This is a genomic window from Halobacteriovorax sp. ZH5_bin.2 (assembly GCF_043196375.1).
In the GTDB taxonomy this organism is placed as follows: domain Bacteria; phylum Bdellovibrionota; class Bacteriovoracia; order Bacteriovoracales; family Bacteriovoracaceae; genus Halobacteriovorax_A.
Genome location: NZ_JBEBMJ010000003.1, coordinates 382,124 through 403,935 on the forward strand (window position 1 = coordinate 382,124; position 21,812 = coordinate 403,935).

Annotated in this window: 22 protein-coding genes and 1 tRNA gene; 7 read left to right on the forward strand and 16 right to left on the reverse strand. The window is 36.7% G+C overall.

Annotated elements, in window-relative coordinates; translation table 11 throughout:
- Nucleotides 1-163: 163 nt before the first annotated feature.
- Nucleotides 164-2,998 (reverse strand): hypothetical protein, encoded by a 2,835-nt coding sequence (locus ABMA76_RS10250; protein WP_393061509.1) that lies wholly within the window; start codon nt 2,996-2,998, stop codon nt 164-166.
- 91 nt (nt 2,999-3,089) lie between these two features.
- Between ABMA76_RS10250 and ABMA76_RS10255 the strand changes: the two genes are divergently transcribed.
- Both ABMA76_RS10255 and ABMA76_RS10260 read left to right on the forward strand, forming a co-directional pair.
- Complete coding sequence (locus tag ABMA76_RS10255) at nt 3,090-3,722, forward strand: NAD(P)H-binding protein (RefSeq protein WP_393061511.1); 633 nt, start codon at nt 3,090-3,092, stop codon at nt 3,720-3,722.
- Between the two features lie 170 nt (nt 3,723-3,892).
- Complete coding sequence (locus ABMA76_RS10260; protein WP_392912136.1) at nt 3,893-5,755, forward strand: CheR family methyltransferase; 1,863 nt, start codon at nt 3,893-3,895, stop codon at nt 5,753-5,755.
- A 29-nt stretch (nt 5,756-5,784) separates the two neighbouring features.
- On the opposite strand, the gene ABMA76_RS10265 is transcribed toward ABMA76_RS10260, so the two are convergent.
- The 7 genes from ABMA76_RS10265 to ABMA76_RS10295 all read right to left on the reverse strand — a co-directional run bounded on the left by ABMA76_RS10265 (nt 5,785) and on the right by ABMA76_RS10295 (nt 10,780).
- The gene (locus ABMA76_RS10265) at nt 5,785-6,501 is read right to left on the reverse strand and encodes a phosphoribosyltransferase (RefSeq protein WP_393061513.1); all 717 of its coding nucleotides are present in this window, start codon (nt 6,499-6,501) and stop codon (nt 5,785-5,787) included.
- A 16-nt stretch (nt 6,502-6,517) separates the two neighbouring features.
- Complete coding sequence (locus ABMA76_RS10270) at nt 6,518-7,003, reverse strand: cyclic nucleotide-binding/CBS domain-containing protein (RefSeq protein WP_392912140.1); 486 nt, start codon at nt 7,001-7,003, stop codon at nt 6,518-6,520.
- Nucleotides 7,004-7,278: 275 nt separating this feature from the next.
- A tRNA-Gly gene (locus ABMA76_RS10275) sits at nt 7,279-7,354 on the reverse strand.
- A 98-nt stretch (nt 7,355-7,452) separates the two neighbouring features.
- Entirely contained in the window at nt 7,453-8,631 is a 1,179-nt protein-coding gene (locus ABMA76_RS10280; RefSeq protein ID WP_392912141.1) for an APC family permease, read from the reverse strand.
- A gap of 47 nt (nt 8,632-8,678) precedes the next feature.
- Nucleotides 8,679-9,608 carry a KamA family radical SAM protein gene (locus ABMA76_RS10285; RefSeq protein WP_392912143.1) on the reverse strand — a complete coding sequence of 310 codons (930 nt, stop codon included), beginning with the start codon at nt 9,606-9,608 and terminating at the stop codon, nt 8,679-8,681.
- Nucleotides 9,605-9,880 (reverse strand): hypothetical protein, encoded by a 276-nt coding sequence (locus ABMA76_RS10290; protein WP_393061515.1) that lies wholly within the window; start codon nt 9,878-9,880, stop codon nt 9,605-9,607. Before ABMA76_RS10290 ends, ABMA76_RS10285 begins: the two co-directional genes overlap by 4 nt.
- Before the next feature lie 15 nt (nt 9,881-9,895).
- Nucleotides 9,896-10,780 (reverse strand): exonuclease domain-containing protein, encoded by an 885-nt coding sequence (locus ABMA76_RS10295; RefSeq protein WP_393061517.1) that lies wholly within the window; start codon nt 10,778-10,780, stop codon nt 9,896-9,898.
- A 142-nt stretch (nt 10,781-10,922) separates the two neighbouring features.
- Here ABMA76_RS10295 and lpdA point away from each other — a divergent pair, with 142 nt between their 5' ends.
- Together lpdA and sucB are read left to right on the forward strand one after the other, a co-directional pair.
- Entirely contained in the window at nt 10,923-12,311 is a 1,389-nt protein-coding gene (gene lpdA, locus ABMA76_RS10300; RefSeq protein ID WP_393061519.1) for a dihydrolipoyl dehydrogenase, read from the forward strand.
- Between the two features lie 19 nt (nt 12,312-12,330).
- Nucleotides 12,331-13,986 (forward strand): 2-oxoglutarate dehydrogenase, E2 component, dihydrolipoamide succinyltransferase, encoded by a 1,656-nt coding sequence (sucB, locus tag ABMA76_RS10305; protein ID WP_393061521.1) that lies wholly within the window; start codon nt 12,331-12,333, stop codon nt 13,984-13,986.
- A 49-nt stretch (nt 13,987-14,035) separates the two neighbouring features.
- Here sucB and ABMA76_RS10310 read toward each other — a convergent pair whose 3' ends face one another.
- From ABMA76_RS10310 to ABMA76_RS10320, 3 genes are all read right to left on the reverse strand, one after another.
- Nucleotides 14,036-14,608: a glutathione S-transferase family protein gene (locus tag ABMA76_RS10310; RefSeq protein ID WP_393061523.1), complete on the reverse strand. Its 573-nt coding sequence runs from the start codon at nt 14,606-14,608 to the stop codon at nt 14,036-14,038.
- An 8-nt stretch (nt 14,609-14,616) separates the two neighbouring features.
- Nucleotides 14,617-15,231, reverse strand: a complete 615-nt coding sequence (locus ABMA76_RS10315; protein WP_392912151.1) for a hypothetical protein — start codon at nt 15,229-15,231, stop codon at nt 14,617-14,619.
- A 93-nt stretch (nt 15,232-15,324) separates the two neighbouring features.
- On the reverse strand, nt 15,325-16,056 hold the full coding sequence (locus tag ABMA76_RS10320; RefSeq protein ID WP_393061525.1) for an SAM-dependent methyltransferase: 732 nt from the start codon (nt 16,054-16,056) through the stop codon (nt 15,325-15,327).
- Nucleotides 16,057-16,176: 120 nt separating this feature from the next.
- Between ABMA76_RS10320 and ABMA76_RS10325 the strand changes: the two genes are divergently transcribed.
- On the forward strand, nt 16,177-16,311 hold the full coding sequence (locus ABMA76_RS10325; RefSeq protein ID WP_392912154.1) for a hypothetical protein: 135 nt from the start codon (nt 16,177-16,179) through the stop codon (nt 16,309-16,311).
- Here ABMA76_RS10325 and ABMA76_RS10330 read toward each other — a convergent pair.
- Together ABMA76_RS10330 and ABMA76_RS10335 are read right to left on the reverse strand one after the other, a co-directional pair.
- Nucleotides 16,291-17,043, reverse strand: a complete 753-nt coding sequence (locus tag ABMA76_RS10330; protein ID WP_392912156.1) for an endonuclease I family protein — start codon at nt 17,041-17,043, stop codon at nt 16,291-16,293. The genes ABMA76_RS10325 and ABMA76_RS10330 overlap by 21 nt on opposite strands.
- A gap of 132 nt (nt 17,044-17,175) precedes the next feature.
- A complete protein-coding gene (locus ABMA76_RS10335) occupies nt 17,176-17,994 on the reverse strand; it encodes an endonuclease I family protein (RefSeq protein WP_392912158.1) in 819 nt (272 codons plus the stop codon).
- Between the two features lie 232 nt (nt 17,995-18,226).
- Between ABMA76_RS10335 and ABMA76_RS10340 the strand changes: the two genes are divergently transcribed.
- Nucleotides 18,227-18,631: a hypothetical protein gene (locus tag ABMA76_RS10340; protein WP_392857291.1), complete on the forward strand. Its 405-nt coding sequence runs from the start codon at nt 18,227-18,229 to the stop codon at nt 18,629-18,631.
- Here the strand turns inward: ABMA76_RS10340 and ABMA76_RS10345 are convergent.
- Nucleotides 18,628-19,875, reverse strand: coding sequence for a replication-associated recombination protein A (locus tag ABMA76_RS10345; protein WP_392912162.1), 1,248 nt, complete (start codon nt 19,873-19,875; stop codon nt 18,628-18,630). The genes ABMA76_RS10340 and ABMA76_RS10345 overlap by 4 nt on opposite strands.
- A gap of 163 nt (nt 19,876-20,038) precedes the next feature.
- Here ABMA76_RS10345 and rpsU point away from each other — a divergent pair, with 163 nt between their 5' ends.
- Complete coding sequence (gene rpsU / locus ABMA76_RS10350; protein WP_021266202.1) at nt 20,039-20,263, forward strand: 30S ribosomal protein S21; 225 nt, start codon at nt 20,039-20,041, stop codon at nt 20,261-20,263.
- Nucleotides 20,264-20,323: 60 nt separating this feature from the next.
- Here rpsU and ABMA76_RS10355 read toward each other — a convergent pair whose 3' ends face one another.
- Complete coding sequence (locus ABMA76_RS10355) at nt 20,324-21,145, reverse strand: hypothetical protein (RefSeq protein ID WP_392912164.1); 822 nt, start codon at nt 21,143-21,145, stop codon at nt 20,324-20,326.
- A 48-nt stretch (nt 21,146-21,193) separates the two neighbouring features.
- Entirely contained in the window at nt 21,194-21,739 is a 546-nt protein-coding gene (locus tag ABMA76_RS10360) for a hypothetical protein (protein ID WP_392912165.1), read from the reverse strand.
- Nucleotides 21,740-21,812 lie beyond the last annotated feature (73 nt).

A 21,812-nucleotide genomic window follows, 5' to 3' on the forward strand; every position in this document is an offset into this window, starting at 1 on the left:
TTCCTATAGACATCCATACACCTTTTAACTTTTCTCGTTTTATTTTTTTAATTCGTCTAAGTTAAGAATTAATTTAGAAAAAAATGTTTTTGTGTAAGGTTTGTCTGTACTAAGTGTATAGTGTTTATTTTTTCTTAAAAACTGAAAGCAAATCTATTGTTTTTTAAAATAGAACTCCAATTCCTAAGAAAAATTCACTTATGTTTTCCGAAGTTTCATGTGTTCTTACAAAACGATATCCAAAGTCGACAGGTAGTGACCTGAGAATTGAAGTATTAAAGATGAGCTCTGCTCCATAACTACTGATATGAAAATTGTTGTCAGTAGTGAAGGCATAGACTTTTGTATTATCGTAGAATAAATTCATGTATAGACGCTTAACGTAGATCAAGGCCGCAATATTATAGTCTGGATAAAATAGTGGGAATAGATAGTTAGAACTTGTTTTAATATATCTCTTCGTTGCAAAATAATCATAACCGCGAGAAAAGACATAACCCATGATCTCTTGTGATGTTGGTTGGAAACGATAACTTTTTCCATTGCCATATTCTTCACCTGTAATAGAGAGTTTAAAACCATTATTCCTAAATAGTCCAGGTGTTGTTATTGTAAGATCTCCAAACCAACGATAGTCACCAATTAAACCTGTTGTGTCTTTAGTATTTGCATCCTGATACATTCCTAATAGTGAAAAACTCCATGGAGAGATAATTGATCTAGCTGTATAATCTTTGTAAAGGTTGATCATTAATGTTGTCGTTTGACGTGTAAGACTTGCTTCTCCACTGATATTGATTTCATTAGAGTTATAGTCATTTGTTTCTACGAGTTCAGCACTATATCCTAAAGTAAGATTAAAATTATATAAGTTATGGCGTGAAGTAAGTGGTAGTTGTATTTGTGCTCCAACAGCATTCTCATCCCAACCGTAATCATCATTATCTGTACCGAGGCGACTTACTTCTCTTTCTCTTAAGTCAGCAAGTATGCTAAAGATTGGCCAATACCTCTTAAAGTCTATTTGTAGTGATGAATAAGGTGTATTCTCAGCTGCTTCATATCCAAGATTAACATTCCAACCAAAGTCTCTTAAGTAGTTATCTGCCCATAGAGATAGGCCATAACCTTGTCCAACAAAGAAGCTCCATGAGTGAGGAGTGAAGGCCCTCCAGTCAAATCCTGAGTAATCTTTTTCTTTGTATTGTTCATAGTTCTTATTTGCGACTTCTTTACGATCTTTAAAATCAACTCTTTCAAAATTATTTAAACGATCACTAGGACTATCTTTAGAGTAATACTTATCAGGGTCAGTAAGGTATGAAATAGGAATGGTTTGACAATTATTTGCTGTCACCTTACTTATTCTTTTCCCATTGATTGTTTGTTCAGAGAATAGAATTTCACCATTAGTCATTGTCGGTGTATAGGCTGCTATTTTGGATGTTGTACACTTCGCTAATGAGTTCGCATCAAGATTAAGTTTGAAGACTTCTACTGCACCGTTGTATTGCCCTTCAAATAGTAAATTGTTTTTAAAATCTGATTGTAGCCAGTATAGATTGTTAAAACTAATTGGTATTAAAGGTGTTACTTGTTGTGTTTCAAAACTTGCTTTTACAATTCCCTTACCCCCTGTGTCGACTGTCACTAGAGCGATAACTTCATTGTTGTTAATGGCCACTGCTTCAAGAAATTTATACTTCTCATTTTTAATGTGACGTAACATCTTTCCCGCAAGATCAATCTCTTGGACAAGCCACTTGTTTTTTGAGTCAAAGTTAATCGCAGTGATTCTGTCTCCAGCTTTGTTAAAATGTGGATTATATAATCGCTGTCCAGAAGTTATATATTTTTTGCTGCCGTCTTTTAAATCGATAAGACTTAAATCAGAATAGCTTTTAAACCCATAGCGCCAATGTGGTAAAAAGTGAGACTGGATAGCATGAGTCTTACTATAATCAAGTCGAGTTAAATCTTCGCTATAGGGGATATCTGTAAGAACTTCTTTTTCCCCATTAGATTCTCTAATTAAACGATAGAAGTTATTAAGGTCATATTCTAAGTAATATAAATCATCACCATTTTTAAATTGGTTGGTCTTAATCTTAAACTCTGTTGTTTTTAAATCAGGGAAACTGTCTTTCTTCCACTTTTTTCTGAGCTCTTCAAAAGCTTCATAGTAAAATTCGTAGAAATCGACACCTGAAGCATTTTCGATGGCACCAATAATACCATTTGGATATGGCCTTGCTGTCACATTGTCCATAACAACGTCCCAAAAATTATCACCATATTTTTTGTAACCATGAGAGATAAGAACGTAACCATAAATATACCAACTAACGAGTTGGTCATTGTATGTACCATTTACAAATTGGTCATATGTTGGAGTCTCTCCTTTTAAGAGGATTGCCTTAAGTCTTGCCATAAAGCGAGAAGAGCGTCCACGCCCTGACTGAGTATACTTTGTTTCTGCGTAAACGGCGTCACCTTCCATATACCATGGTTTTCTTGCAAGAAAGTGTAGAATTGATTGCCCAGAGTCTCCCATCAGTACATCAAAAGCTTTAACCGTTTTCTTGTTGAAAATATCTTGTTGGATAATGTGGCGATACTCATGAATGGATAAATTTTCGTGCCATTCAACTGTACTAACGTGAGCGAAGAAGTTCGTTGAATCGAACCACTCCGTTCTTCTAGGTGCAAGAGTAACAAAACCATTTGGATCACCCATCTGTGGACGATAAATTAAGCTAACTTGCTTTGGTTTTTGTAGGCCATATGAAAGTCCAACATATTTTGAGTAGTGCTCCATAAGATTTGCCATATAAATCGCATTATCTTTAAAGCCTGTTGGATAGATAACTTGAACAAACTCATTTTCTACCGTTGACCAATTTTGCGGGGGACTTTGAGTATTTGCCCAATTATGTTGTGCCAATGTGTGAAAAGATGTTGATAATATAAAGGCAATTAAAAGCGCAAATCTTTGCATTAATGTCTCGCTATGTTTAAGTCTAATTTTATTTATATAAATTAAACTTTATTGTCGTGAATATGTAAACGAAATGCTGGAAGGATAGTTTATGAGAATACTTCTTTTAGGTGCAACAGGACTGGTTGGCGGCCAAATATTAAAACAAGCATTAGAGAATCAAAGTGTTGATTTTGTCGTTGCACCCGTACGCCGTGAAATTGGTTCACACACTAAACTAAGTGCACCTATTATCGACTTTGATCATATAACGAAAGCTATGCTTAAAGAATGGAATGTCGATGCTGTTATTTGTGCTCTAGGGACAACCATTAAAGTGGCCGGGAGTAGGGATGCTTTTTCAAAAGTCGATTTTGAATACCCTCTCGCATTTGCAAAATGTGCAAAAGAGGCCGGTGTCGAAATCTTTGTTCTTAACTCCGCAATGGGTGCAGATGAAAAATCAAGATTCTTCTATAACCAAGTTAAAGGAAGGATAGAGAATGCCTTAAAAGAATTAAAGTTTAGATCTCTCTATCTAATAAGACCTGGGCTCATTGGTGGAGAGAGGAAAGAGTTTCGTCTTGGTGAGCTTCTTGGGAAAATAATTTTAAAGTCATTACACTATATCTTATCAAAAAAGTTGCGTATTAATCCTGCTTCTTCAATTGCAAATGCCATGTTGATGGCCGCAATAGAGGGAAAAACTGGAGTTGAAATCATGACATCTGACAGGTTCATTTAAATTCAAAAATGAGTTTTCAGTATCTTAGTTCGAGATTGATATAAATTTTGTTCTGATTATATTTTATTATTTAACTATCTGAAATTACGGTTAAGAAATTGTAATAGTTGTCGATAAGTAGAGATATAGATTTTTCATCTATGGGGATTTTTTGTTTTTCGGAGAACTATGTGAGCGAAGCTTTTAAGAAAGGTATTGAGTGGGACATTATCAGTCTTGCTAATTATGTGTCAGAAATTGTTTCAAAAGAAAGTGGAAACATTTTAGGGCCAGCACAACAATCGATGGTAACAAGCCGTCTTAAAAAGAGGATGATGACCTTAGGTTGTTCGACTCCGGAAGATTACTATAGTTATCTAACGAAGAATTATAACAAGGAATCGTCTCATCTCATTTCGATGCTAACGACTCACCATACTTATTTTTTTAGAGAGTTTTCACACTTTGAATATCTCTTAAAAAATATTGATAGTATTGTTGCAAATGCTAAGAAGCGTGGGGATTCAACAATTCGAATTCTTTCGGCCGCTTGTAGTCGAGGACAAGAGGTGTATTCACTTGGAATGTTCTTCAATCATCACTTAAAGAATTATCCAGGTATGCGCTTTGAGATTATCGGTACTGATATTGATCCAGAAAGTGTAAAGATTGCCCAGAATGGCGTTTATCGTTACCGCGAAATTAAATCGATTCCAACAGTGTACTTAACTGGGAATTGGATGCGTGGCTCTGGTGAAATTTCAAAGTTTGCAAAAGTAAACGCTAATATCAAAGATAACTGTCAATTTGGTGTAATGAACTTACTTTCACCTGAAAAATTTCTAGGAAGTAAGAAGTTTGATGTTATTTTTTGTCGTAATGTTTTTATCTATTTTGACCAAAAATCAATTGAAAATATCGTTGTAAATTTTAAGAAGTATCTTCATAAAGATGCTTTATTTGTCACAGGTATTAGTGAGTCTCTTAAAGGAACTAGCTTAAAGGTTCAAACATTAGCACCAAGTGTTTACTGTCTTGATCCATCTGCACCAGTTAAAACAGAGAGAACTCTTAGTCTTGTTAAAGACGGTGGTGCACCAATTACAAGAACGACTTCAAGACCTAGTTCATTGCTTTCATCTATTCCAAAGCCTATTCGTATGCTAATTGTGGATGACAGTTCTTCTGTTGTGAAGCTATTAACAAAGATCTTTGAGAAGGATGAGGATTTTGAAGTTGTTGGTACAGCTGCTAATGGTGTTGAAGCACAGGAATTCCTTAGGACTAATAAGGTCGATGCCATGACTCTTGATATTCACATGCCTGAGATGGATGGTGTTGAATATCTAAAAAAGAATTATCGCATGGGACACCCAAATGTCATTGTAGTTTCAAGTGCAAGTCGAGAAGATACTCGCTATGCCCAAGAAACTCTTAATAATGGAGCATGTGACTTTGTTGAAAAACCTGCTCTTAATAATCTCTCTGAAAGAGCAGAAGAGATTAAGAACAAAATTAAAATGTCATTCCTAAATTCAGGAACAGCGATGACACGAATTGATCGTTCATTCCAGAAAAGTTTTGATATTAAGTCGCCAGATACGAAGGCCCGCTTCTTTGTTGGTAGCTTTAGTGATAAGAAGAAGATTGTTGCAACTCTTGATGAATTAAGAGGAAACCAACCTCCAACATTCCTATTTTTTGAGGGTAATGGAAACTTCCTTGAGATGATTAGTGAAGAATTTAAGTCTGTTCCAAATGTTGAAGTCTTTTCTCAGATGACTACAGTTGTGAATAATGCTGTCTATATTTGCGATTTCAAGACTCACTTTGCAGCTGTTAATTCAAAAACATCTTCAAGAAAGAAAAGTTTATCGGTTTTTGGAATCGTTTCAAAGCAAGTAGAGAACTCATTTTATGATTTAAAGAACGCTCAAATTCTTATCGAAGATACTGAAAGTATTAACGACAGTATCAAAGAAGTCGCTTCAGATATCTTCCCTTGGACGAGTTTTGCTCACCTTGGGACTGAATATCTTGCAGATGATGATTAAATAGTATTTTAATATGGGGGCCAGGAGGCCTAATTCCTGGCCTTCTTAATTGGCCCACCTTCATTTTCATACCTTTCAATTTGTTCTTGTTTTTTTCTTTCTTGAGTTAGTAGATAGATCTCTTCTAGCATTTCTCGTACTTGCATGTTTGAAACTTGCGGAAACTCTAAGTAAAATTCTCCAACAGATAGGAAGTTATGAGGTGTCTCAAGTACTAGCATATCATCAACAGTATTAGTGATATCACTCCATGCTTCCCGTGAGCAAACAGGAGTGACAACTTGTATTTGGTTTGGCTTATGTTGTTTAATTAGCTTTATCGCAGCTTTAACTGTTGCACCTGTCGCAATACCATCATCAACAATAAGAATATCACGGCCAGACAGATCCATTGGTGAATGATTTTTTCTCAATAGCTTTGCCTGTTCTATGGCTTCTTGTTTTTTGTCATTAGTTAATCGTCGTAGTTGAAGGTCGTTAAGACCAAAGTGGCTCACTAACTCTTTATTATAGTAAATATCTCCTGATTCGGTGACTGCACCAATGGCCAATTCTTGATTCCTTGGCGCACCTATTTTCTTTACACAGAATACATCGAGGGGCAGCTCGTACCTTTTTGCAATTTCGTAGGCTATTGGGACACCTCCTCTTGGAAGTGCAATAACTAGTGTATTACTATCCGCGAGTATTTTATCTTTAAACTCTTCAGCAAGCAGTTTTCCTGCCTCTTTACGACTCTTGAACATATTATCTTCCTATTTATTATGCAATTTTAACTTGTCGTTTTTCATCGATTGGACACTGAATGGCCGACTCTTTTTCAATTTCTAAATTTACAATTCGAGATAAGTCATAAAGTTCATTACCAATTGTTTGAATAATGTCATCAGATGAAATAATTCCTACAATCTGATCTCTTCCATTAACAACAGGCAGGCGTTTAACACCATTTGCCTGCATCTTTTTAATTGTATCGACCACACTATCTTTTGGTGTACATAGGACAACATTTTGAGTCATGATTTCACTTACTTTTGAATTTGGCTCAATTTTTCCTTCTTTACCAAATGAAATTGCGATGTCTCTATCAGTTAAAATTCCAATAGGAGTGTTCTTCTTTCCTGTTATATTATCCACAACAACGATGGCACCCACATGCTTCTCATACATTTGTTTAGCAGCATCTTTTAATGTCGCATTTGAATTTATGATGACAGTATTTTTTTGAATCATATCTTTAATCGCCATTTCTCTATCTCCTTTGAGTTGTTTTAGATTTAAAACGATTATAAAAGGAGTTGTTCACGAATAAGATTTAATTATTTTTTAAAAAAGGTTTTGATTAATTTGCGATTACTGTTCATATCAGCGTTAGCGCTGGTGTATCGTTTAGAATGAATAGTATCTTATTTATTAAAAGAATGGAGCGCGTGATACTGAACACGCAAGTGTTCAGCAAGAATAACCAAGCGTTAGCGCCGGTGTATCGTTTTAAATGAATAGTATCTTATTTATTAAAAGAATGGAGCGCGTGACAAGATTCGAACTTGCGACATCCACCATGGCAAGGTGACACTCTACCAACTGAGTTACACGCGCTTACTTGAGTGAGAAGGAATATATTGCTGAGAGAAAAAGTTGTCAATACTTATGGAGTAAAAAAATCTAGGAAAAAGTTTAAATACTTAATTTTACAATCAAATAATAAGAAATAATATATTTACAATAACGGCCAATACGGGACTCCAGAGATACTTTATTTTGACCTGTCTTTTCTTTATTCGAATGAAAATAAGTGATGTATTAACAAAAGTGAAGACAATAAGAATGATAAAACTTGTGGCCATGGCCAAGGACTTTAATTCAAAAAAACTTATGAGTAAGGCAATGACGGCAGCGATGACAAGAGTTGCATAGATTGGGGTCTTTGTTTTTTCATTAACCACAGATAGAAATGTCATCCATTTATAGGGGTGTCTAAGGCCATAGAGTATCCGTGATCCCATAATAACCTGGGCCATTATTCCATTAAATATCGCAAAAACTCCTATCAGGCTAATGACTATGGGATTGCCTCCGTGATGAACATACATATCTTTTATTGGAGCAGTGCTAGTGTTTAATTTATTTAAGGGAATACTTGAGATTGCAACAAGGGCTACTAAAATATAGAGAATTGTTGAGGTGATTAGAGCAATATAGATGGAGCGGCTAATAGTGAGTCCTGCAACTGTTGTTTCTTCAGCAAGATTTACCATGTCCTCGAAACCAATGAAGGCATAGAAGGCAATAAAAGCTCCTGTTACGATTGATTGGGATTTGTTCCAAGAGAGGCTTTCTAGTATTACTGGAATCATGAAGTCACTTTCAACAAGTTCCGGCCATGCGACTAAGCATACTAAAATTAGCCCAGTAACTTCAATAAGAGTAAAGACAATAACAAGATTGATTGACTCTTTGATTCCTTTTATTGCCAGAAGAGTGATAACAAAAATTACAAGAGTAGCAATTAGGAAACTAGGTATGTTTATAATTACTTGGAAGTAGCCAATAAACGCCTTAGTTAAAGTCGATGCACTAACAACGCCAGTAAAGGCCACTAACCAGCCGACGATATTTGATAGGCCCAAGTTCTTAAATCCTTGATAAACATATTCTGCCTCTCCTGCACTTTTTGGGTGGAGTCTTACCAACTGTGAGTATGATATTGCAGTTAGCGAAGCGATCAGAGCAGAGAGTATAAATGAGATTGGGGCCAGAACTCCTGCAGCTGCAGCAATCTTTCCTATTAGTGAATAAATTCCTGCTCCTAAAATCGTACCAATACCATACAAAGACACTTGAAATGTATTGAGAGTTCTTTTTAGTTTTGCCATATAGTAAATTCTAAAAAAACTATAAGTTAATTAAAACTCTATTTAAGTTATAAGTTACGCTTTCCTGAGCCATCCGGAGAGTCGAGAATATATTGGGGAAGTAGCCAGCCCGGAACTTGGCGGCGTAGTTTACGGTAAATTTCACGGCCCTCATCTTGGGTGAGATAAAAGTGCATGGCACCTTTGGCTTGATCTGGATGGTGGAGATAGTAAGGTCTCACCCCTAGCTCATGTAATGTATAGATGAGCTTTGCTAAATCATCGACATTATCATTCACACCTTTTAAAAGTACGGATTGTGAAAGCAGAGAAAAACTACTTCCAAGTCTTGCTATGCAGTTACGAACATCACTTGTAATTTCATCTGCGTGATTTATGTGAATAACAATATTAATATCGTTGAAGACTTGCTTATAAATGTTTAGAACTTCGATCACTTCATTACCAATATAATTTGGAAGAGATGCCGGAGTTCTTGTGTGAAAGCGAATGAATCTTATATGCTTTAGTTTGCTAAATTCACTCAGATAGAAATTAATCTTTGAAGCTGAAAGCATGAATGGGTCACCACCTGAAAAGATGATTTCATTAATTTCTGAATGGGACTTTAAATAAGCAATAACTTTTTCAAAGTCGGCCTTAAAGATTTCGTGCTTATCACTTAATTCGTTCTTTCTAAAACAGTAGCGACAGATAACAGGACAAATCGTTGTTGGAGTAAAGAGAGCGCGATTGTCGTAGCGGTGAATCAGTTGGGGGGCGACGTATTTTTCTTGATCGCCAATCGGATCTTCAAATCCCTTATCCGAATTTTCAAGAGCTGAAGGAAGGAATTGTTTGGCGTGAATTCCGTCTAAGCCTTCTTTCTGAATGATTTCATTTATATGATCAGGAATAAAGACTTCGTAACGAGATGGCCCTAAATTTAAACCAAAGCGAGCATTGATTTCATCTGTGCTTCGCAGTCCTTTTCTCATTCCTGATCTTTATCTTCTAGATTTTTTTTATTTTTTTGAGATTCTTCGTATTTCTTTATATCGTTTAGATGATGCCATTTGGCCCAAGCTGCACAACCACGAATTAGTAGGGCACCGTAAAGTGCAATTCCTGTAAAGTGAAGCATTACACTAACTGTTGAAAGAACACCTGTGTTTTGAAGTAACCAGTAAATCCAATAGAGTAAAGCGATGTGAATGATGAAGATCACAACAAATTGGATTTTATATGAGATTGATTTTCCTGCTAGCATGGCGTCTTTATATAACTACTTTGAGTCATTTTCAATATGCTCACGGATTTCTTGAATCTTTTTAATGGCAAAAGACTTGTAGATATCTGTAAGTAGGCAGTGAGCGTAGAGAACATCTCCTGCTGGCATTGGAAGTAAGGCAACAGGTTTTATTGGTCTAAACTTTCCTTTATAAGATCCACCCTTATATTTGATATCAATCACTTCTTGTTTAGCGATATGCTCTTGAAGTTTTTGAATCGTTTCAGGAGCTTCTGCAATATTGGCCTTTCTGAAGTCTTGAATATTAAGGATTTCACCTTCTTTGAGCTGACGATTAGACTTTACTTCATCAAGAGTTTTGGCAAAAACTCGCAGACACGCGACTGTGTCGTCTAGTGCACGATGGTGGTTCTCAAGTGGAATATCAAAATGTTTACACAATGAACTTAGTTTATGGTTCTCGCTTCCTTTGACATATTTACGAGAAAGTTTGCATGAGCAATAAACTTTAGCTTTATGTAATTCCATCTTAAGTTGATGCATGGCAAAGACGATAAAGCCTATATCAAATTTTGCATTATGGGCCACGAGAGTGTGAGTTCCACAGAACTCAAGAAATTTTGGTAAGACATCTTCAATTGAAGGAGAGTCCTTAACCATCTCATCAGTGATGCCATGGATTTTTGTTGTGAATTCTGGAATTGGGTTTTTAGGTTTTACAAGGGTTTCAAAAGTTTCGATTTTGTTCCCGATGACTTTAATAGCCGCAATTTCAATAATTTCGTCAACTAAAGGGGAGAGTCCAGAGGTCTCTAGATCGAGTGCTATAAGGCCTTCTGGGAAATACTTATTGATATTTTTAATTTCGCTCTGTGTAAAATTAATGATAATCCCTTTAAGTTGGCTTATAGAGGGCAATTACAACGATTTGTAAATATTAACTAATCGTAGCAACGTGTCATGCCAATTTTAAATAATTTTAGTACGTTGAAGAACCTTAAATCTTAACTTTTATTACTGATTATGGGCCTTATGGTCAATAGTTTGAGGAAATATTTTTATGAAGAAATTTGATGTTATTGTTATTGGTTCTGGGCCTGGTGGATATGTCGCCGCTATTCGTGCGGCCCAACTTGGAAAGAAGACTGCTATCGTAGAAAGTAAAGAGCTTGGCGGTGTTTGTCTTAACCGTGGATGTATTCCAACTAAAGCGGTTCTTAAAGCAGCTCACAGTGTACACGAGCTTGCTGATATGAAAGATCTTGGTATTGATGTTGAACTTAAAGGTTTAAACGGTGGCCAAGCAGTTAAGCGTGCAAAGGGAATCTCTGCTAAGATTTCTGGTGGTGTTGCTTACCTAATGAAGAAAAATAAAATTGAAGTTTTTGAAGGATACGGAAAACTTCGCACAAATACACAAGTTGAAGTTACTTCATCTCGTGGTCATACTGAAACAATTGAAGGAACAAATATCATCCTTGCAACTGGTGCTCACTACCGTGCGTTCCCAGGACTTGAGCACGATGGTAAGAGACTGATCGGTGCTTGGGAAGCGATTAAAATGGAAGAGCTTCCAAAGTCAATTGGGATCATCGGAGCAGGTGCAATTGGTGTTGAGTTTGCTTACTTCTGGAATGCGTTTGGTGTTGATGTTCATATCTTTGAACTTCAAAAGCACTTACTTCCAATTGAAGATGAAGAGTCATCTAAAGTTGTAGAAAAAGCATATAAGAAATACGGAATTAAAATGTCTCTTGGTGTTGAAAAAGTTTCAGCTAAGAACAATGGTAATGACGTAACAATCACTTCCGTTCTCGGTGGAAAGACTGTTGAACACAAGTTTGACATGGGTCTAATTGCTGTTGGTATGACAGGAAATATCGATGGAATTGGACTTGAAACAGTTGGTGTTCAAACTGATCGTGGGTTTGTTTCAGTAAATAATACTTACCAAACAAATGTACCAAATATTTATGCAATCGGTGACCTTGCTGGTCCACCACTTCTAGCGCACGCAGCTTCTCACGAAGGTATCATTGCAGCTGAAGCAATTGCAGGTCTACACCCACATCCACTTGATAAGATGAATGTTGCTGGTTGTACTTACTGTCAGCCTCAAGTTGCATCTGTTGGTTACACAGAAAGAGCTCTTAAAGAACAAGGTATTAAATACTCTGTTGGTAAGGTTCCATTTACTGCAAATGGTAAGGCCATGGCCTCTAACGAAACAGAAGGCTTTGTTAAAACTCTTATGGGTGAAGATGGAGAAATGCTTGGTGCACACATTGTTGGTACTCATGCAACTGAACTTATTCATGAATATGTACTGTTCAGACAAATGGAAGGTGTTGATGAAGAAATGTTTGCAACAATTCACCCACACCCGACTTTAGGTGAATTCCTAGCAGAATCTGTGTTAAATGCTAAAGGTAGATCAATCAATTTTTAATTATATATAAGGACTGAGTATGAAAAATGATATCGTAATGCCACAAATGGGTGAGTCTATTACAAACGGAACGATTACAAAGTGGCACAAGCAAGTTGGTGACACAATTGAAATCGATGAGATCCTACTAGAGATCTCGACTGATAAAGTTGAATCGGAAATTCCATCTCCATTTTCTGGAAAGATCGTTGAGATTCTTTTTGAAGAAGGTGAAACAATTGATGTTGGTGTAAAAATCGCAGCAATCGATGATGATGCAAACGCAGCTGTTTCAGCAGCTCCAGCGGCACCAGCTGCTGAAGCTCTTCCACCAACTCCTGAGGCAGCACCTGCTCCTGCAGCGGTAGCTTCTTCTTCAGATACACTTGAAGATGTTGTTATGCCACAAATGGGAGAGTCAATTACTAACGGTACAATCACTAAGTGGCACAAGCAGCCAGGTGATATGATTGAGATCGATGAAATTCTTCTTGAGATCTCGACTGATAAAGTTGAATCAGAGATTCCATCACCATACGCAGGTCGTGTTGAGCAAATTCTTTTTGAAGAAGGTGAGACTATTGATGTTGGGATTAAAATCGCAGCAATCGAAACAGATACTTCTAAGGCATTTGGTGCAGCAGCAACTACGACAGCAGCAGTAGCAAGCGCTCCTGCAGCGGCAGCGCCGGCGGCAGTTGCAGCAGCTCCTGTAGCGGCGGCTTCAGTTCCTGCTGGACGTCGTTTCTACACACCACTTGTTAGAACTCTTGCTCAAAAGCACGGAGTAGACGTTAATGAATTAGCACACCTAAAAGGAAGTGGAGCAGGCGGACGTGTTAACAAAGCTGACTTCATGAACTTTCTAAATAATAGAGGGGCAGCTCCTGCTGCAACAACTTCGGCTCCGGCAGCGGCACCTGCGCCAGCGGCAGCTCCGGCTCCAAAAGCAGCACCAGCTCCTGCAGCTTCTTCTGTTCCAGCTGCAACAAGCGGACGTGTTGAAGTTATCAAAATGGATAATATGAGAAAAGCGATTGCTAAGAATATGATCGCTTCTAAAATGACTTCACCACACGTTAATTCAATTGATGAAGTCGATATGACGAATCTATTTAAGTTTAGAGAAGGGTTTAAGAACCAATTCAAAAAAGAAGAAGGTTTCTCTCTAACTTATACTCACTTCATTCTTTATGCTCTTGTTCAAGCACTTAAAGAGTTTCCAATGGTTAACTCTTCAATTGTTGGAGATGAGATTCATATGAAGAAAGATATTAACCTTGGATGTGCTGTAGCTGTTCCTGGTAACGGGCTAGTGGTTCCAGTAATCAAAGGTGCTGATAACTTAAATATTAGAGGTATGGCAAGAAAGCTTGATGAGCTTGTTCAAAAGGCAAGAGCTAAGAAGCTTACAATGGATGATATGTCAGGTGGAACTTATACTTTCACAAATAACGGATCATTTGGAATTCTTGCAGCAACTCCAGTTATCCTTCAACCACAACTTGGTATCTTCTGTGTTGGTACAATGAAGAAGCGTCCAATTGTTACTGAAGATGATGCAATCGCAATTCGTCAGATGATGTATGCAACTCATACATATGATCACAGACTAATTGATGGTGAGATTGGATCTAAATTCCTTAGACACGTAATCAACACTCTTCAAACAACTGATTGGGCACAATTATTCTAAGAATTTTCAAAATTCCATAATGAGAAAGGCTACCGATGGTAGCCTTTTTTTATGCTCTCGGTGCTGATTTTTGATAGCGCTTTTTATCTTTTAAGCTCTCATAGAAATTTTCTAGGGCAAGATGGCCTTTTTTCCAGTTAAAGACTTCTCGAAATGAAAGCCAATCAAGGACACAAAATAACCAGTCCTTCTCCATCTGATGAAGCCCACCTTTATCAACTTTTTTTTCTAGTGAAGCAAGAATGCTTTTTACTCTCTCAAATTGAACTTGTGAAAATTTAGACTCCCAATTAGGATCACATTTCCAAAGCTTTTGTTGAAAGAGAATAATACATGAATCGCAAAGCTCATCGATTAGGCGTAGTGCTAATTTAGTTTGAATATCTAGTTGCTTTCCTTGTTTTTCAAGTAGGTATTCACAAATAATAGTCGAGTCAAAAACCGATCCATCTTCTGTTTCTAAAATTGGAATTCTTCTTGCAGCATTGTGTTCTCCAATCTTCTTCGCACCATCTGGAGTAATTGATGTCACTTGCTCAAGCTTATATGGGATTCCTAAGTCTTCAAGTACAAGAATTACTTTTCTAACAAAAGGTGATGTCGTTGATCCTATTAATTTCATATCGGTCCTTAGTTTAAATTATTATCAATTTTGATTTCGGGATTATATGTCTTGATTGTAACGTTAAATTGGCATTGATAGATATCTTTTTTCTTATTCTTTTCAACGTAGCAATTAAGGTGTTTTCCTTTTCTTACCTCGTAATTTTTATTCCCAATTGTATGGTAGCTTTCAGCGATTAAATCGAGTTTGTCCCAAAAGCGTTTTGCTAGATGGGAGTCAAATTTGATTCTTAGGGTATTATTGTCGTAACTAATAGTTGATTTCCCATTGGCCTTTGAGGTTCCAAGAAATTCACTAATCGCTCCTTTGCCAAAATCTGTATCCTTATCAAAGGCAGATAATTGTCCTTCACCACGGCCATTCAAATAAAGGTGGCAATGAAATTTATGATTTGGTTCACGTACACAAAAGAAATACTTGTGGTAGCGAAAGACAAGTCCATGAACGAGGTCAGCATAGGTATTCTTAACGGGAAGGCCTAGAAAGATTTCTCTGGCATATTTTGAGTCTACAACTGAAAACTCATTAACGTGACTAGAGACGGCAATTTCTGAGATTTCAGCAGCAAATGTTTTAAAGGTTAGGATAAGGGCAAAGGATATCAGTACTAGCTTCTTCATAACTATGAACTATAGATTTCATCGATTTTGAAGTAAAACAAGTTCACAAAAGCTTAACAAAGAAAACAGTTGGCCAACAAACTAAATTTCTAACTACTTATAAATAGTAACAAGGCTTCGATACATTTTCTTCGCCTTGTGTGACTCAACATTCTTATTAATCTCGTTGAACTTAGTACGATATAAGTTTGAATTTCCTTCAGCAACAAAATCAGGAGCTAGCTTTTCTAGTAGTTCCTTGGCCTTATTATTAAAAATAAGATCATCTTGAGTGAAATCTTGTACCTCAAATTTGTCCTTATACTTATTGGCCAGGGCCTTACCAAGTCGTGTCTTGTGAAATGGTCTCTCCGAAGTATAGGTAAGGACGAATCTTCCTTTTGGCTTTAGACAGTCCATAACCTTGTTTAGAGTTCGGTAGAGGTCATTTAGCATATAGAAGCCATCAAGTGAGATCACAAGATCAAACTCGTTTTCTCCAAGCCATGTTGTTTCATAATTTGCTTCTTTATAGTCGTGATCACTTTCAACTAAGTCAAATCCCTTGGCCTTAAGCTTATACTTTTTGGCAAAGTGGGCAGTTAGTTGACCAGTCCCGCAGCCAATATCGAGAACTTTTTGATGAGGCCTAAAGTGAGAAGTAAGGGCAGAGAATTGCTTCTTTGATAAGTTATTTTGCATGAAACATTCAATTCCGTGCATCTCTTTACAGTATGTTAGATATGATTGTGATTCTTTTGCAAAACGGTAGTAATTTGAAAAGGCCTGCTTTGCTTTGGCGTTGAATCCTTTCTGACTAAGTAATTTTCGAATAATTTGAAACATAGTTTTTTATACTCCTATTTTCTTTAAAATTCTATCTTCATGAAATCTTAATCAATTAGAATTTGTGAGAACTTCAATAAAATGTTTAAAATATATTAAGAAGCCAAATAGGAGGTTCCTATGATTAAGTTTTTAGTATTTTTAGGTCTGCTTGTGACTTTAGCGAATGCTGCTGTGACAACGGTATTTATTGACGGCCTCAATTTTCAAGGCCGCCAAAAAGTTGAAAATATATTAGAAGTCTTTGATATCTGAAACTAGCTCAGGAAAGTCGATAAAAGGGTTTCTATTTCCTTGAATTCTTTCGATTTTATCATTGCGTTCGATCTCTTCGCTATCGACAGGGTCTTCAACGTGCCATCTTCTTAAATAGCTTTCCATTCTATTATTAATTTTTGCTCCATAGCGAGTTGCAAAGTAGAACATTGCACGAGCAACATTACCCTTGTGCTCAGTAGGCGGCTCAAAGTAGTGTCCATCTGAGTGAGATGCAAAGCAGTCTCTCGTAGCACTTTTTCCATTTTTTAGCTCAGCAAAGTCGTTTGAACTACGAACGCTATTTGCCTTGGAGTCCGTTGGGAAGAGATGGTGAAGGTCACCCTTTTGTAGTCTAGAGCTAAATCCACCTGTGAATTGAGATTGTGGCCATGTATGTTCACAGTTTACAACCTGATGGTTTGGGATTGTGCCATTACCAATAGGGCCAATATTTGGAGTTCTTCCGTTAAATACTTTATTACAGTAAACACCTTTTACGTAAGGTTGATTACTTTCATCATATTTTAAGTGTAATTCATTAAATAGGTAGCGCTTAGCTTGAGAGTAAGAATTTTTTGTGTGATTTTGGCTTGTAATTCTCTGTAGTTTTGTTCTTAGGGTTTCATTTTTTAAAAGATCATTTGCGATATCTGCTTTAAATGATTCCGGGTAATATCCGGCCGTGGTCGTTAGGGCCAATAGGGCCACTACTAAGAGTCTTAATTTCAAAATCTAATCCTTGATAATGTTCTTGTACATAAAAGCATCTCAAAGATAGAAGGTTTTGCAAAATAAAAAATCAAATAGAAAGGCCTTCTTAACAGAAGGCCAATATTAGTACTGAAATGGATTAGTCAATTATTAGAAGTTATTGATCTTATCAGCTAGGTTAGCGATATCAATAAATGGGTTTCTGTTATTTTGTACAGAATAAATAATTTCATTTCTTTCTCTTTCTTCAGCATCAACTGGATCAAGCTTGTCCCACTCTCTAAGAACTCTTTCTTGGTTACTTGAGATTGAGATATCATATCTTACTGAGAAGTAGAAAAGTGCTCTTGCAACATTTCCTTTGTGATCCGCTGGTGGCTCGAAAGCACCGTTACCTTGAGTTTGAGAAGCTGTACAATCTTCGTAATCTACTGGGAAACCATCTACATTATCAAATTCATAGTTACCTCTTACAGAGTTTGCTTTTGAATCAGTTGGGTATAGGTGGTGTAGGTCTGACTTTTGAAGTCCTTTATCAAAACGACCAGTGAATTTAGACTGTGGCCAAGTGTGTTCACAGTTAAGAACGTTTGAGTTAGGGATTTGCCCTGGACCCATTGAACGAGTTTGGTATCTTCTTAGTGTTTTTTGGCAGTATACATCTTTAATGTAGTAACCTTTATCATCTTCTTTTAAGTGGATTTTTCCGAAAAGAACTTTTCTAGCACCTTTGTATCCAAGGCTTCTTTGGCCATAACAACGACCTTTGTTCTTAGAGTCACAACCAAGTACATCCTGAGCATTTGTTTCTTGGTGAGTTGTATTTAGAACTTCAAAAAGATAGCTCTTTAATTCCTCACCACCTCTAGCAAGAACATCTTTAGTTTCTTTTGGGTAGTATTTGTTTAATTCTGCAGCATTACTCGTAAGAGCGAAAAGTAGTGTTGATAGAACGATTGCGATTTTCATCAAATCCCCTTTGGTGTTTGTGTGTGTGAAACTTTTATATGATATAATTATTAAATTGGCTAATAGTAAAATTAAGTTTTTCTAATAAAATCTGACACAGAATCTATTTTCAGCTATTAGACGCGTTGTTCTTAATGAAACTTTGACAAAACTACCGAAAAATCTGGATTTATTTAGTGCGTTTTTGTATAAGTCACCAAAGAAAATAACAACACTATTAGGGTAACTTAATATGAAATACATCTTACTTGCATCATTGCTTATATCTTCAAGTGCATTTGCTTACACTAAGACAACTCTTAATTGTATTAAGAAGCTAACATATGATCTAAATGTCGATAGCCGTGCCTTTAAAGTTAATACAGATGAGGTTGATGCAGATATTGATTTCGAGGGAAGACCTCTAGATGAAGCAATTGCTATCATTAGAACGACTCTTGAACTTAATGGATGTAATAGTCATAACACAATTAACTTCTCTAAGACGCCATCAGGGCGTGCTAAGAGCCGTTGTGTAGAGCTTGTGCCTGGACAAGACTATTCAATGAGCTGCTATGTTGAATCAAATATGGGATTCTTCTTTGTAACAAAAGACCTACAAACAGATGCTTTTGTTGTTTATTCTCGCTGGGATTAATCACCCCATAGTTCTAATAAGCGCTTCTTAATATTATTTTCGACACCTATTTCTTTAGGCTGGTAGAATTTTGGTGTTCCCTTAGGTGCATATTGCTGTCTAACAAATGATCCTTCAAAGTTATGAGGGTATTGATACTTTACCTTGTGAAACTTATCTGGAAAATTCTTTAAGTGCTCCGGAACTTCAATTGTCTGCGAGTTTTCAACGTAGGCAAGGGCCTCGTTAATAGCATTATAAGCAGCATTACTCTTTACTGTACTTGCAAGATAAGTGGTGGCTTGAGCGAGTGTGATTCTTGCTTCTGGCATACCAATATTTTGGACAACGTGAAGGGCATTAGTTGCTACCGTCAGTGCATTTAGATCAGCATTACCGACATCTTCGCTTGCAAAGATAACAAGTCTTCTGGCGATAAAGACTGGGTCTTCTCCACCGTCGAGCATGACCGCAAGCCATAGAATAGCCGAATTTGGATCACTTCCACGCATACTCTTGATAAAGGCCGAAATCACATCATAATGACGATCTCCCCCAGCATCAAAATTACGTGAGTTTTCTTTGATGATATTTTTAACTGTTTCAAAATCAATTTCATCATCTTGATCGAGAAGAGAGAAGATAACTTCAAGGCTGCCAAGAGCGATACGAGCATCACCATTTGCATAATCACAAATGAGATCGAGATACTCTTGCGATAAGTCCTTTTCAAGTTTACTGATCGTTCTCTTTATAAGTGAGCGAATTTTATCTGTTGTAAAAGACTTGAGCTCAATGATCTTCATACGCGAGAGGAGGGCGCGATTTACAGAGCGACGTGGGTTCTCAGTTGTTGCGCCAATAAGGATAAAGCTACCTTGTTCAACGTGAGGAAGAAGGGCATCTTGTTGGGCCTTATTAAAACGGTGTATTTCATCAATAAAGATAATGGACTTCCTTTGAAAGTCGCGCGCTTCTTCTTGGGCCTTTTGAATGAGCTTCTTTAGGTCTGCAACACCTGACAATACAGCGCTGAATTCATAGAAATTTGCATGAATCTCATTACCTAGAACCTTGGCCAGAGTCGTTTTTCCACTTCCAGGAGGTCCCCAGATTATAAGAGAAGGGATATTCTCACTTCTAAGAAACGGAAAGCGCCTAGCAAGTGCATCAAAGCCTTCATAATCCTGTCTACTTTCAGGTCTAACCTGGTGGGCCAGGGGTGTAACTTTGTTGTCTTTTGCGTTAAATAAGCCTTGTTGCATATATTACCTATTCGTTATTGGCCATTGACACACTGTGGGGCCGTCGTGTAATTTAACATACCAATTAAAGCTAGACAAAATTTGCACGTAATAACGTGTTAATAAATCTCGCAAATGCGTCGTTAAAGGCGTTGAGAAAAAAAAATAGAAGGAGGTGAATGTTATGTCTAAAGATTACTCAATCAAAATCGAGATCGATGAAAGATTAAGTGCGGAAAGAGCTCTTAAGAAATTCAAGAGATACTGCGAAGCTTTCGGTGTTATTAGAGAATACAGAAAGAGACAAGAGTATAAGAAGCCTTCTATTAGAAATAAAGAAAAGCTACAAGCGGCTGAGAAGAGAAGAAAGAAAACTCAGACGAAGTACAGTAGAGGTTCTAAAATCTAATTTGATTTAAATTTCTTATATAAAGAGAGGCTCCGTAAGGAGCCTCTTCTTTTATGTGGGCTAATAAAACATAAGTTTAAGAATACTATTCCAACGAGCGTGCATAACCTTAACGTTACGAACATACTCTCTCGGAAATCCGGTTTGACCTTTCTCTAGGTCCATATGAAAAACATTCCATTGCATATTTAGATCACCAAGGCGATCGATGAACCAGCGCCTATCGAGTTCTGGAATCATCTTCAACTCAAGAGGTGAGAGGAAGTTATCAAGAAATTGTTCAAAGGATGGCTTTAGCTCATTTGGAATGATGTAGATAAAGGCATCATTAGAGTAGTTGTACATCTTACCAACGTAATTCTTATACTTTTCAATATACGGGACGTAAGTCGAAAAGTTAGTTCCCTCTGTAAGGTGAAGAAGTTGTATATAAGATTGAATCCTAAGGTTTAGGTTATCGATATTATCAAGAAGAGAGATAAGGTTGATATAATCATCAACATTTCCGTACTGCTTACTTGGAAGAGAAATGAAGTCTTCTCGTAGCTTTTTGATATTTCGCTCAATTGCTTGAATAAGTGGAACGACTTCCTTTATATGTTGATAGCAGGTCTTTTGATTTTTCTTACAATCGTTATATGCACCATCAAATTGAAGAACGAGTTTTAATGTGTTCTCTCTTAAGTTGATGAAGTCTTGAGATGTGTAGGTGATTCTCTTTACGATATAATAGAAGTCATTTTTGATTGAACGAAGCTGTGGACGTACATAGCGACGATAGCTGTAATCGCTTAGCTTTAGTTTTGAAGAATCAAAGTTAAAGTACGGATACTCAGCAAAACTTGAAAGCGTAAAAAGAATGGCAAATATTATTTTCTTCACTTCTTAAATGATTGAAGAGATGGCGCAAAATGTCAATGAAATGAACCCTTAACCAACAAGATCGAGGTCAGCTTGAGGGGAAATATGACTTAGTTCAATGAACTTTGGTTTCTTTTGCAGAGAGCGAAAGTCTCGCACCCAGCTATCTGTATTACAAAGTGAAATTGAAATATTATGTCTTGGAATTTTATTCTTTGCTAAGCTTCTTGGAAATAATCTTAATGGTGCTCCATGAAGCTTGAAGTGAACATCGAGGTGAGAAGGAATCTTACCTGAATAAATAAGGGCCAAGCAAATAAAGGCACCGGCATTTGATGTTTCAATTTGGATTCTATCGCTTTTAACTCTTTTAATAAGAGAGAGAAGGTCATTTGAATATCTTTCGATTTCTTTTGTATTTAAGTTTTCAAACTTGAAGATATCTTTTCTGTTTTTAGCAGTGAGAACTCTTTTTTCATTCTCTGAAAAGTTAAGGTGAGAAAAATTATTCATCATCACTTCATCAAAGGTAGGCTCTTGAGTATCGAATTTATAAACTACATCAGCTCCAGCACCTTTAACTTTGATTTTTCCAGAAAATAAGACCTTAGACACAACGAACCCCGTAGTTACTAAATTGATAATGTTATTTAGTTAATCGGAACGATTGGGTATTAAGTTAAGTAAA